This is a genomic window from Herbidospora yilanensis (genome assembly GCF_001570565.1).
In the GTDB taxonomy this organism is placed as follows: Bacteria; Actinomycetota; Actinomycetes; order Streptosporangiales; family Streptosporangiaceae; genus Herbidospora; species Herbidospora yilanensis.
In genome coordinates this window covers 6,653-18,827 of record NZ_BBXE01000024.1, presented here as the reverse complement: position 1 = coordinate 18,827, position 12,175 = coordinate 6,653, and the positions used below count along the sequence as shown (strand labels likewise).

Below are 12,175 nucleotides of genomic sequence, written 5' to 3'. Positions count from 1 at the left end.
CCGTCCCAGGCAGGCAATTGAACTCATCAGTTCATTTTCACTGTCTCCCCGGTTCAAAGGAGTGGTCATGTCAGGCACGGTCCGGCTCGACCGCGCGCTGCTCACGCTGATAGGCGTGATGGTGCTCGGCGGGATGATGTCCTACCTCGACGCGACGATCGTCAACGTCGGGATCAGCACGCTGACCGCCGAGTTCGAGGCGACGCTGGCCACCATCGAGTGGGTGACCACCGGCTACCTGCTCGCGGTCGCGCTGGCCATCCCGCTGGCCGGGTGGGCGACCGTGCGCTTCGGCGCCAAGCGCATGTGGCTGCTCGGCCTGACCGTGTTCCTGGCCGGGTCGACGCTCTCGGCCTTCGCCTGGAACGCCGAGAGCCTCATCGTGTTCCGGATCCTGCAGGGCTTCGGCGGCGGCATGGTCGACCCGATCATGATGACCGTCGTCGCGGGCGCGGCCGGTCCGGCCCGCATCGCCCGGGTCATGGGGCTCATCTCCATCCCCATCACGCTCGGTCCCGTCGTCGGCCCCATCGTCGGCGGCCTGATCCTCGACAACCTCACCTGGCAGTGGATGTTCCTGGTCAACATCCCCTTCGCGGTCGCCGCGATCGTCCTCGCGATCGTCGTGCTGCCGGCCGACCCGCCCGGCGGCGCCGCGCCGCTCGACTGGATCGGCGTGTTCACCCTGTCGCCCGGGTTCGCCGCGCTCGTCTTCGCGTTGTCGCGGGCCGGGGCCGAGGGCTTCGGCAGCACGTCGGTGCTGATCGGCCTGGTGGTCGGCCTGGCGCTGTTCGCCGCCTACGTCGTCCACGCGCTGCGCACCACCGGCACGCCGCTGCTCGACCTGCGGCTGTTCCGCAGCAAGGGGTTCAGCGCCAGCGTGACCACCATGTTCCTCATCGGCGGCGGCCTGTTCTCGCTGCTGTTCCTGCTGCCGCTCTACTACCAGGAGGTGCGCGGCGAGTCGGTGCTGGCCTCGGGCCTGCTGCTGGCCCCGCTCGGGCTGGGCACACTCGTCGGCATGCCGGTCGCGGGCAACCTGGCCGACAAGCTCGGCGCGCGGCGGCTGGTGCCGGTCGGGGCGCTGCTCATCGGCCTGGGCGCGCTGGTGTTCACCGCGTCCGACGCGGGCACCTCGCAGGTGCTCCTGACCGGCGCGCAGCTCGCCGCCGGGTTCGGCCTCGGCCTGGTCGGCGCGCCGACCATGGGCTCGGTCTACCGCACGGTGCCCGGCGACGCGGTGGCCGGCGCGACCGGCGCGGTCTTCATCCTCAACCAGATCGGCGCCTCGCTCGGCATCGCCGTCGTCGCGCTCATCCTCCAGGGCGGCGGCGCGCACACCGCGCCCACCCCCGCCACGTTCGGCGACGCCTTCTGGTGGCCCGTGGCCGCCGCGGCCGTGGTCTTCGCCGCCGGGCTGCTGCTGCCCGGCCGTCCCGAGGCGGCCCCCGCCGAGCCCGTGTCCGAACCGGCGTCCTCCGAAGGAGCCCTGTCATGACCCTGCCCTTATCGGTTCTCGACGTCGTCCCGGTCTTCGAGGGCGGCTCGGCCACCCAGGCGTTGTCCGACACCGTCGCCTTCGCCCCGAAGGCCGAGGAGCTGGGCTACCTGCGCTACTGGGTGGCCGAGCACCACAACACCACGAGCCTGGCCACCTCCGCCCCGGCCGTGCTGGCCGGGCGGCTGGCGGCGGCCACCACGACGCTGCGGGTGGGGTCGGGCGGGGTGCTGCTGCCCAACCACGCCCCGCTCGTCGTGGCCGAGCAGTTCGGCACGCTGGAGGCGCTCCATCCGGGCCGGATCGACCTGGGGCTCGGGCGGGCCCCCGGCACCGATCCGCGCACCGCCAGGGCGCTGCGCCGCTCCCCCGAGGGCGCGGCCGACTTCGCCGGGGAGATCGGCGAACTGCGCGGCTACTTCGCGCCGGCCGACCGGTCGACCGGCATCGTCGCCGTCCCGGCCGCCGACGCGCGGCCCGACGTGTGGGTGCTCGGATCGAGCCCCGGCAGCGGCGCGCTCGCCGGGTCGCTGGGGCTGCCGTACGCGTACGCGCACCAGATCAACCCGCGCGACACGGCGCAGGCGCTGGCCGCCTACCGGAACGCGTTCCGGCCCTCGGCCGACCTCGACCGGCCGCGCACCCTCATCGCGGCGCTGGTCACCGTGGCCCCCACCGACGAGGAGGCCCTCACCACGGCCTCCTCCTACCTGCTCGGCAAGGTCCTGATGCGCACCTCGCCGGACTTCGACGTGTTCCCGGCCGCGGCGAGGGCGGCCGCGCACCGCTGGTCGGCGGCCGAGCGGGAGTTCGTCCGGGCCATCGTCGAGCCGCAGCTCATCGGCGGCGTCGAGACGGTGGCGGGCAAGCTCGACCGGCTGATCGGGGAGACCGGCGCCGACGAGCTGATGGCGCTGACGGTGGTGCCGTCGCAGGACGAGCGGCTGCGGTCGTTCCGGCTCCTGGCCGAGGCCGCGCGGATCGTGGTTTCAGCCCCGCTTTAGCGGCACTCCCGATAGTTCGGACGATCGCACTTCGAACGTACCTGGAGTTCCCATGCCTCCATCACGTGCCGTACTGGCGGCCGCCGTCCTTATCGCCCTCGCCGCGTGCGGCACGCAGAACACCGGCGGGGGTGGCGGCGGCCAGGCGGCCAAGCCCGCCACCTCCGGCACCCTCACCCACGCCGTCAACGAGGAGCCCGACTGCTGGGACCCCCACGTCAGCGCGCAGGACGTCACCTCGTTCCTGCAGCGCCCGGTGTACGACTCGCTGGTCTACCAGACGCCCGACGGCGCGCTGGAGCCGTGGCTGGCCACCAAGTGGGAGATCAGCCCCGACAGCAAGGCCTACACGTTCACGCTGCGCGAGGACGTCGTCTTCCACGACGGCGCCAAGCTCGACGCCGAGGCGGTCAAGGCCAACTTCGACCACATCACCGCCAAGGAGACCAACTCCCAGTACGCGGCCGGGCTGCTCGGGCCGTACAAGGGCGTCTCGGTCGTCGGCCCCTACCAGGTGAAGATCGAGTTCGACCGGCCCTACGTGCCGTTCCTCCAGGCCGCCAGCACCACGGCGCTGGGCATCGCCTCCCCCGCCACACTGAAGGCCGGGCCGGACAAGCTGTGCGCCGCCGGTGACGGCTCGGTCGGCTCCGGCCCCTTCAAGTCGGGCGCCTACGTGCGCGGCCAGGAGCGGACGTACACGAAGAACGCCGCCTACGACTGGGCGCCCAAGAGCGCCGGGCACACCGGGCCGGCCCGCCTCGACACGCTGAAGGTCCGGTTCATCGGCGAGGAGGCCACCCGGGTCGGGGCGCTGACCTCCGGCCAGGTCGACACCGCGAGCGCGATCCCGGCCAACCAGCTCGGGCTGCTCAAGGCCGATCCGAACCTCCAGGTGCTCGACAAGCAGGTGCCCGGGGCGGTCAACGCCTTCTACCTGAACACGAAGGGCGCGCTGTTCTCCGACGTCCGGGTGCGGCAGGCCTTCCAGCGGGCCATCGACATCGACACGCTCGTGAAGTCGGTCTTCCAGGGCCTCTACCAGCGGGCCTGGAGCCCGCTGTCGCCGACCACCCCGGCCAGCTACGACGCCTCGCTGGAGAACACCTGGCCGCCCGACCCGGCGCTGGCGGCCAAGCTGCTCGACGAGGCCGGCTGGACCGGCCGCGACGCCGAGGGCTACCGCACCAAGGACGGCAAGCGGCTCACCGTGGTCGCCCCGATCTACGGCGAGGCGAGCACGTTCTCGCAGGCGGTGCAGGGCGACCTGAAGAAGTCGGGCATCTACCTGGAGCTGCTCGCCTCGACCGACGCGATCGAGATCGGCGGCCGCCTCGACGAGGGCCGCTACGACGTGGTCGAACTGTCGTGGGCGCGCGGCGACGGCGACATCCTGAGCCACTTCTTCTTCTCCGACCAGACGTCCAAGAACAGCGGCCACAACTTCGCCCAGGTCACCGACCCCCAAGTCGACGCGTGGCTGACGGCGGCGCAGACCGCCCAGGAGCCGGCCCGGCGCGCCGCCGAATACGCCAAGGTGCAGAAGTGGGCGATCGAGAACGCGGTGGTGGTGCCGACCTACGTCGACACGCAGAACCTCGGCGCCAGCAAGAAGGTGCGCGACCTGCGGCTGGGCATCTCGGCGCACCCCGAGTTCTACGGCGCCTGGGTCGAGGCCCCGTGAGGGGTGTGCTGACCCGGCTGGTGAGCGCGGCCCTCGTCGTGTGGGCCGCGGCCACCTGCGCCTTCCTGGTGCTCCAGCTCATCCCGGGCGACCCGGTCTACGCCGTCGTCGGCTCCGACGCGCTGGTCTCCGAGGAGCAGCACGAGCGGATCCGCGCGGAGTACGGCCTCGACCAGCCGCTCGTGGTGCAGTACCTGAACTACGTGGCCCGGCTGGCGACGTTCCGGTTCGGCGACTCCTACCAGCTCCAGCAGCCGGTGGCGACGGTGCTGGCCGACCAGCTCTGGCCGACCGTGCAGCTCGCGCTGGCGGCCACCGTGCTGGCCCCGCTCCTGGCGGTGGGGGTGACGGTGGCCACCTCGGGGCGGCGGAACTGGCCGCGCCGGTTGTCGGCGGCGGTGGAGCTGGTGGTGGTGTCGACGCCGTCGTTCTGGCTCGGCATCATGCTGCTGACGATCTTCTCGTTCCGGCTGGGCTGGCTGCCGGTGTCGGAGACCGGCGGCGTGGCCTCGCTGGTGCTGCCGACGATCACCCTGGCGCTGCCGATCGCGGCCGTGCTGACCCAGGTGATGCGCGAGGGCCTGCTCGCCGCGCTCGACCAGCCGTTCGCGGTGACCGCGCGGGCGCGCGGCGTGCCGGAGACGGCGGTGCGCTACCGGCACGCGCTGCGCCATTCCGCGCTGCCGGCGCTGACCATGGCGGGCTGGTTCACCGGCACCCTGCTGGGCGGCGCGGTGATCGTGGAGAACGTGTTCGCCCGGCCCGGCATCGGCCGGATCACCCTCCAGGCGGTCGGCGACCGCGACCTGCCGGTCGTGCAGGGGGTGGTGGCGCTGTCGGCGGTGGTGTTCGTCGCGGTGAGCGTGCTGGTCGACGTCCTGTACGCCGTCGTCGACCCCCGCCTGCGCAGGAAGACGGGGGTGCAGGCGATATGAGACACGTGGGTGTCGTGACCGCGGCGGCGTTCCTGCTGCTGCTCGTCGTGGCCGCGCTCTTTCCCCGGCTGCTCGCGGCGGGCGACCCGACCGCGACCGATCCGCTCGCGACCTTCCTGCCGCCCGACTCCGCCCACCTGTTCGGCACCGACCAGCTCGGGCGCGACGTCTTCACCCGTGTCGTGCACGGCGCCCGCCACTCGCTGGCCATCGGCGCGGCGGCCACCGTGGGCGGGCTGCTCATCGCCGTGGTGTGGGGCCTGCTGGCGGCGTTGTCGGGCCGGTTCGGCGACGCGGTGCTGATGCGGGTCGCCGACGCGCTGCTGGCGCTGCCGGGCCTGCTGCTGGCCCTGCTCGTGGTGCTGATCACCGGCAAGGGCGTGGTCGGCGCGACCCTCGCGGTGGCCGTGGGCATCGCGCCCGGCTTCGCCCGGGTGGTGCGCGCCCAGGCGCTCGTGGTGCGCCGGTCGGGCTACGTCGAGGCGGCCATCGGGCTGGGCGTGCCCCGGCCGCTGGTGGTGCTGCGGCACGTGCTGCCCAACACGTTCGGGCCGCTGCTGGTGCTGGCCACCGTCACGCTCGGCGTGTCCATCTCGACGGGCGCGGCGCTGAGCTACCTCGGCCTCGGCGCGCAGCCGCCGACGCCCGAGTGGGGGGCGATGCTCACCGAGAGCCAGGGATTCCTCCACCTGGCGTGGTGGGCGGCGCTGTTCCCCGGCCTGATGCTCGTCCTGACCGTCATCGCGGTGACCGTCGCCGGTCGCCACGCCCAGAACCGATCCGAGGGACGGTACGCCTCATGAGTCTCGTCGAGGTGGCAGACCTCAACGTCCGGTTCGCCGCCGGCCGCGTGCACGCCGTGCGCGACGCGTCGCTCCGGCTGGAGCCGGGCCGCTGCCTGGCCCTGGTCGGCGAGTCGGGGTCGGGCAAGTCGGCGCTGGCCCGATCGCTCCTCGGGCTGGCCGGGCCGACCGCCACGGTCACCGCCGGGGAGCTACGCGTCGCCGGGCAGGACGCCCGGGACTTCGGCCCGCGCGAATGGCGCAGGGTGCGCGGCCGGCACATCGGGCTCGTCTCCCAGGACGCGCTGGTCGCCCTCGACCCGCTGCGCCCGATCGGCGCCGAGATCACCGAATCGCTGCTGGCGCACCGCACCGTGCCCCGGAGCGGGGCCCGCGAGCGGGTGGTCGGCCTGCTCACCCGGGTCGGCGTGCCCGATCCGGAGGAACGTGCCCGCCAGTACGTCCACCAGCTCTCGGGCGGGCTGCGCCAGCGTGCCCTCATCGCCTCGGCCATCGCGGCCGGACCGGGCATCCTGATCGCCGACGAACCGACCACCGCGCTCGACGCCGCCGTGCAGGCCCGGGTGCTGGCCCTGCTGGACGAGCTGAAGCAGCAGGGCACCGGGCTGCTGCTCATCTCCCACGACCTCGCGGTGGTGGAGGCGCTGGCCGACGAGGTGGCGGTGATGCGGCACGGCGTGATCGTCGAGACCGGCCCGGCCGGCCGGGTGCTCGACGACCCTCGGCACGCGTACACGAAGGAGCTGCTCGCCGCCGTGCCGGGCGGCCGGCCCCGCGCCAGCCGTGGACGGCCGCCGGAGGGCGAGCCGCTGCTCGACGTCACCGGAGTGGTCAAACGCTTCGCCGGGCGCACGGCGGTGGCGGGCGTCGACTTCACGCTGCGGCCGGGCGAGACGCTCGGCCTGGTCGGCGAGTCGGGCTCGGGCAAGACGACGCTGGCCCGGGTCGTGCTGGGGATGGCCCGGCCCGACGAGGGGAGCGTGCTGCTCGGCGGCGAACCCTGGAGCGGCGTGCCAGAACGGGCCCGCCGGGCGCGGCGGCACACCATCCAGCTCGTCCCGCAGGACCCGCTCAGCGCCGTCGACCCGCGCTGGCCGGTGTCGCGGATCGTCGGCGAGGCGCTGGCCGCGACCGGGGTGCCGCGCGCCGAGCGCGCCGCCCGCACGGAGGTCCTCCTGGAGCGGGTCGGCCTGACCGCCGACCTGCTCGACCGGCGGCCCGCCGCGTTGTCCGGCGGCCAGCGCCAGCGGGTGGCCATCGCGCGCGCCCTGGCGCCCGAGCCCCGGCTGCTGGTGTGCGATGAGCCGGTGTCGGCGCTCGACGTGTCGGTGCAGGCCCAGGTGCTCGACCTGCTGCGCCGCCTCCAGGAGGAGCTGGGGCTGGCCACCCTGTTCATCTCCCACGACCTGGCCGTGGTCCGCGAGGTCTGCGACCGGGTGATGGTGATGAAGGACGGCGTCGTCGTCGAGTCGGGGCCGGTCGAGGACGTGTTCGCGGGGCCCGTCCACCCGTACACGAAGTCGCTGCTGGACGCGGTGCCGCGACGGGCCCGCACCGCTCGGGAACCCGCACAAGAACGGCTTTAGACCCGCCCAATAACGTGCTGCCAGCCTCACTCTCATGACCAGCTCACCTGAACAGACCCGCGGCGCGCGGCTCCCGTCGCTGACCGGGTTGCGCTTCCTCGCGGCGCTGCTCGTGTTCGCCTTCCACACCACCTGGCAGACCAAGTTCGTCGACACCCCGGTCTTCGAGAGCGCCGGCTTCTACGGCGTCACCTTCTTCTTCGTGCTCAGCGGGTTCGTGCTGACCTGGTCGGCACGGCCCGGCGACACCCCGCCGAAGGTGTGGCGGCGGCGGCTGGTGAAGATCTTCCCCAACCACCTCGTCACCTTCGTCGTGGCCGGCGTGCTGATGCTGCTGACCGCGCAGGCGTTCACCACCACCGGGACCGTGGCCAACCTGTTCCTGCTCCAGGCGTGGATCCCCGACCTCACCGTGCCGAACACGATGAACTCGGTGAGCTGGTCGTTGTCGTGCGAGTTGTTCTTCTACCTGACCTTCCCGTGGATCCTGCGGCTGCTGAACCGCTTCTCGATCCGGGCGCTGTGGGTCACGGCGGGCGCGCTGGTGGCGGTGACGCTGCTGGTGCCGCTGGTGTCGGTGTACCTGATCGGCGGGCAGCCGCTGCCGTTCATCTCCGACGGCACGTTGTCGTTCGAGCAGATCTGGTTCGTGTACTTCTTCCCGCCGGTCCGGGCGGCCGAGTTCGTGCTGGGCGTGGTGGCCGCGCGGCTGACCCTGGAGGGGGCGTGGCCCCGGCTCGGGCCGGCGCCCGCGCTGCTCATCGCCGTCGGCGGCTACGTGGTGCAGGCGAACGTGCCCTACCTGTGGGGCATCGCGGGCACCGCGGCGATCTGGCTGACGCCGCTGGTCGTGGCCGCCGCGCGGGCCGACCTCCAGCTCACCCGGTCGCCGTTCCGGGGACGGGCGCTGGTACGGCTCGGGGAGTGGTCGTTCGCGTTCTACATGGTCCACGGGCTGACGGTCACCTACCTGCACCGATACCTGGTCGACGGGCGTGATCTGACGCCCATCGTGGGGGCGGGGCTGCTGGTGCTGGCGCTGGCGGTCGCGCTGGTGCTGGCCTGGGCCCTGTTCACGTTCGTGGAGACCCCGGCGGTACGGCGGTTCAGCGTGTCCCGCCACGACAGGGCGCCGCGACCGCCCGCCCCTGCGCCGAAGCCCCTTCAGGAGGCGGCCGAATGACTCTCCTGCCCGAATACCCGCAGGCCCGGGGCTGCCCCTTCCAGCCCGCCTCCGGATACGCCGACTACGCCCCCGTGTCGAAGGTCCGCCTCTACAACGGGCGGGAGGTGTGGGCGGTGACCGGGCACGCCGAGGCGCGGCAGGTGCTGCTCGACCCGGCCACCTACTCCTCCGACCGGGTCCACCCGCACTATCCGGCGCTGGCGCCCCGGTTCGAGTCGGCCCGGAAGGTGCGCAACTTCATCGGCATGGACCCGCCGGAGCACACCGTGCAACGGCGCATGCTGCTGTCGAGCTTCACCGTGAAGAAGACCAACGCGTTGCGGCCCCGCATCCAGACGTTGGTCGACGGGCTCATCGACGAGATCGAGGCCAAGGGCCCGGTCGCCGATCTGGTGCCCGACTTCGCGCTGCCGGTGCCGTCGATCGTCATCTGCGAACTGCTCGGGGTGCCGTACACCGACCACGCCTTCTTCGAGCACCAGTCGCGGCGCGTGGTGACCGGCAGCACCACCCTGGAAGACAGCGCCGACGCGTTCGCGCAGCTCAAGGCCTATCTGGACGATCTGATCCAGCGCAAGCGGCGGGAGCCGGGCGACGGGCTGCTCGACACGCTGATCGCCGAGCAGGTCGAGACCGGCGCGCTGACCCGCGCCGAACTGGTCGACATCGCGCTGCTGCTGCTCGTGGCCGGTCACGAGACCACCGCGAGCGCCATCGCGCTCGGCGTCGTCACCCTGCTGGAGCACCCCGGCCAGCTCGCCGCGCTGCGGTCGGACCCCCGGCTGCTGCCGACGGCGGTCGAGGAGCTGCTGCGCTACATGGCCATCGCCGACGGCATCGCCCGGTTCGCCACCGTCGACGCCGACCTGGCCGGACATCGGGTGCGGGCCGGCGACGGGATCGTGATCGTCATCGCCACCGCCAACCGCGACGGGGAGGCGTTCCCTTCCCCCGCCGCGTTCGCGGTCGACCGCGGCGCGCGGCACCACGTGTCGTTCGGGCACGGCGTGCACCAGTGCATCGGCCAGAACCTGGCGCGCGCCGAGATGGAGATCGCCCTCGGCACGCTCTTCCGCAGGCTGCCCGGCCTGCGGCTGGCCAGGGACCTCGCCGACCTGCCGATCAAGGAGGCGGGCGGCGTCCAGGGTGTCTGGGAACTGCCCGTCACCTGGTGAACAGGAGTCTCTTATGCGTATCAGCGCCGACCAAGGACGCTGCCTGGGCGCGGGACAGTGCGTGTTGTCCGCGCCCGACCGCTTCGACCAGTCCGAGCTCGGGCTGGTCGAAGTGCTCGATCCGGAGGTGCCGGAAGGGGACGAGAAGCGCTTCCGGGACATCCTCGACCTCTGCCCGTCACAGGCCCTGTCACTGGAGGCGTGACCATGCCGATCAGCGGAACCCTCACCGACGCCGTCGCCGACCGCGCCGGAACCCGTCCACAACCGCTGGCCGCGCTGCCGCGGTTCGACTCCGTGGACGTGACCGAGCCCGCCGCGCCGGTGCACGTGCGGGTCTACCGCCCGCGCGGCCTGACCGGGCCGCTGCCCGCCACGTTGTGGCTGCACGGCGGCGGGTTCGTGCTCGGGAACGTCGACCACGTGCACCAGGCGGCGGCGCAGGCGGCGGCCTACGCCTCCGCCGTCGTGGTCGCCGTCGGCTACCGGCTCGCGCCGGAGCACCCCTACCCGGCCGGGCTGGAGGACTCGTACGCGGCGCTCGAATGGCTCGCGGCCGAGGCCGACGCTCTGGGGGTGGACGGCGGGCGGCTCGGCGTGGCCGGGGCGAGCTCCGGCGCGGCGCTGGCGACGGGGGTGGCGCTGCTGGCCCGCGACCGGGGCGGGCCGCCGCTGGTGTTCCAGCACCTGGCGACCCCGGCGCTCGACGACCGTCTCGACACCTCGTCCATGCTCACCCTGACCGACGCGCCGATCTGGAACCGGGGTCTGGCGGTGGAGAGCTGGCGTCTCTACCTGGGGGGCGAGGCGGCGTCGGGGTACTCCGCGCCCGCACGGGCGACGGACCTGTCGGGGCTGCCACCCGCCTACATCTCCACGGCGGGCCTCGACCCCCTCCGGGACGAAGGGATCCTCTACGGGCTGCGGCTGGCGCAGGCCGGGGTGCCCGTCGAACTGCACAACTTCCCGGGGTTCTACCACGCCTTCGGCGGGCCCGACCTTCCGTCGGAGCAACAGCGGATCGCCGTCGAGCACCTGGCGGCGCTCAAGCGCGGGTTGTGGCCCTGAGCTGTGGCCGTGGCGGCGGGGAGTGCGAGCGGCGGTCGCCGCCGCTCGCCGGCCGACGCGGCGAGGGCGGGCGGTGCCGGCCGGGCGGAGCCGTAACGGAGAAAAACGGCTTTAGATCGCCTCAAGGCCTTCCTTAGCGGTTCAGGCCAAGCTGCGTTGTATGTCCGACTCCCACACCAGCACCCCCATCGCCGTCATCGGCCTGGCCTGCCGGCTGCCGGGCGCGGCGGACCCCGACTCCTTCTGGCGGCTGCTGACCGAAGGGCGCGACGCGGTCGGCACCGCCCCCGCCGGGCGCGGCCTCGGCGAGGCGCGCGGGGCCTACCTCGACGAGGTCGACCGCTTCGACGCCGCCTTCTTCGGCATCTCGCCGAAGGAGGCGGCGGCGATGGACCCGCAGCAGCGGCTCCTGCTCGAACTGGGCTGGGAGGCCCTGGAGGAGGCCGGCATCGTGCCCGCCTCGCTCGCCGGGAGCCGGACCGCCGTCTTCGCCGCCGCCCTCTGGGACGACTACGCCACCCTCCACCACCTGCGCGGCGTCCAGCCCGGCCGGCACGCGATGACCGGCCTCAACCGCGGCGTCCTCGCCAACCGGCTCTCCTACGTGCTCGGCCTGACCGGGCCGAGCCTGACCGTCGACGCGGCGCAGTCGTCGTCGCTGGTGGCGGTGCACCTGGCGAGCGAGAGCCTGCGCCGGGGCGAGTCGGATCTGGCCCTGGTCGGCGGGGTGAACCTGATCCTGTCCCCCGACAGCGGGGCACGCAGCGCCGGGTTCGGCGCGTTGTCCCCCGACGGCCGCTGCTTCACCTTCGACGCCCGTGCCAACGGGTATGTGCGCGGCGAGGGCGGGGTGGCCGTCCTGCTCAAGCCGCTCGACCGCGCGCTGGCCGACGGCGACCGCGTGCACGCGGTGCTGCTCGGCGGCGCGGTCAACAACGACGGCGCCTCAGACGGCCTGACCGTGCCCGGCCGGGCCGCCCAGGAGGCGGTGATCCGGGCCGCGCACGCCCGCGCCGGGACCACGCCGGAAGACGTCGGCTACGTGGAACTGCACGGCACCGGCACCCCGGTGGGCGACCCGGTCGAGGCGGCGGCGCTGGGAGCCGCCCTCGGCTCGGCCCGCCCGCTGCTCGTGGGGTCGGTGAAGACGAACGTGGGACACCTGGAGGGCGCGGCCGGCCTGACCGGGCTGTTGAAGACGGTGCTGGCCGTCCGGCACCGGCGGGTGCCGCGAGG

Annotated in this window: 11 protein-coding genes; all 11 read left to right on the top strand. The window is 73.3% G+C overall.

Annotated elements, in window-relative coordinates; all coding sequences use genetic code 11:
- The first annotated feature begins 67 nt into the window (after positions 1-67).
- Positions 68-1,498 carry a DHA2 family efflux MFS transporter permease subunit gene (locus AW273_RS18530; protein WP_062349590.1) on the top strand — a complete coding sequence of 477 codons (1,431 nt, stop codon included), beginning with the start codon at positions 68-70 and terminating at the stop codon, positions 1,496-1,498.
- The gene (locus tag AW273_RS18525) at positions 1,495-2,502 is read left to right on the top strand and encodes an LLM class flavin-dependent oxidoreductase (RefSeq protein WP_062349589.1); all 1,008 of its coding nucleotides are present in this window, start codon (positions 1,495-1,497) and stop codon (positions 2,500-2,502) included. Before AW273_RS18530 ends, AW273_RS18525 begins: the two co-directional genes overlap by 4 nt.
- 52 nt (positions 2,503-2,554) lie before the next feature.
- On the top strand, positions 2,555-4,186 hold the full coding sequence (locus AW273_RS18520; RefSeq protein WP_062349588.1) for an ABC transporter substrate-binding protein: 1,632 nt from the start codon (positions 2,555-2,557) through the stop codon (positions 4,184-4,186).
- Positions 4,183-5,121 (top strand): ABC transporter permease, encoded by a 939-nt coding sequence (locus tag AW273_RS18515; protein ID WP_232327490.1) that lies wholly within the window; start codon positions 4,183-4,185, stop codon positions 5,119-5,121. The genes AW273_RS18520 and AW273_RS18515 overlap by 4 nt, the downstream gene beginning before the upstream one ends.
- On the top strand, positions 5,118-5,924 hold the full coding sequence (locus tag AW273_RS18510) for an ABC transporter permease (RefSeq protein ID WP_062349587.1): 807 nt from the start codon (positions 5,118-5,120) through the stop codon (positions 5,922-5,924). Before AW273_RS18515 ends, AW273_RS18510 begins: the two co-directional genes overlap by 4 nt.
- Positions 5,921-7,510: a dipeptide ABC transporter ATP-binding protein gene (locus AW273_RS18505; protein WP_062349586.1), complete on the top strand. Its 1,590-nt coding sequence runs from the start codon at positions 5,921-5,923 to the stop codon at positions 7,508-7,510. The genes AW273_RS18510 and AW273_RS18505 overlap by 4 nt, the downstream gene beginning before the upstream one ends.
- Before the next feature lie 34 nt (positions 7,511-7,544).
- The gene (locus tag AW273_RS18500) at positions 7,545-8,693 is read left to right on the top strand and encodes an acyltransferase family protein (protein ID WP_062349585.1); all 1,149 of its coding nucleotides are present in this window, start codon (positions 7,545-7,547) and stop codon (positions 8,691-8,693) included.
- Entirely contained in the window at positions 8,690-9,871 is a 1,182-nt protein-coding gene (locus AW273_RS18495; RefSeq protein ID WP_062349584.1) for a cytochrome P450, read from the top strand. Before AW273_RS18500 ends, AW273_RS18495 begins: the two co-directional genes overlap by 4 nt.
- A gap of 13 nt (positions 9,872-9,884) precedes the next feature.
- Positions 9,885-10,076, top strand: a complete 192-nt coding sequence (locus AW273_RS18490) for a ferredoxin (RefSeq protein ID WP_062349583.1) — start codon at positions 9,885-9,887, stop codon at positions 10,074-10,076.
- Positions 10,077-10,078: 2 nt separating this feature from the next.
- Positions 10,079-10,939 (top strand): alpha/beta hydrolase fold domain-containing protein, encoded by an 861-nt coding sequence (locus tag AW273_RS18485; protein ID WP_062349582.1) that lies wholly within the window; start codon positions 10,079-10,081, stop codon positions 10,937-10,939.
- Positions 10,940-11,099: 160 nt separating this feature from the next.
- Positions 11,100-12,175: beta-ketoacyl [acyl carrier protein] synthase domain-containing protein (locus AW273_RS18480; protein WP_198168223.1), on the top strand; the 1,076-nt coding region annotated here is incomplete at its 3' end.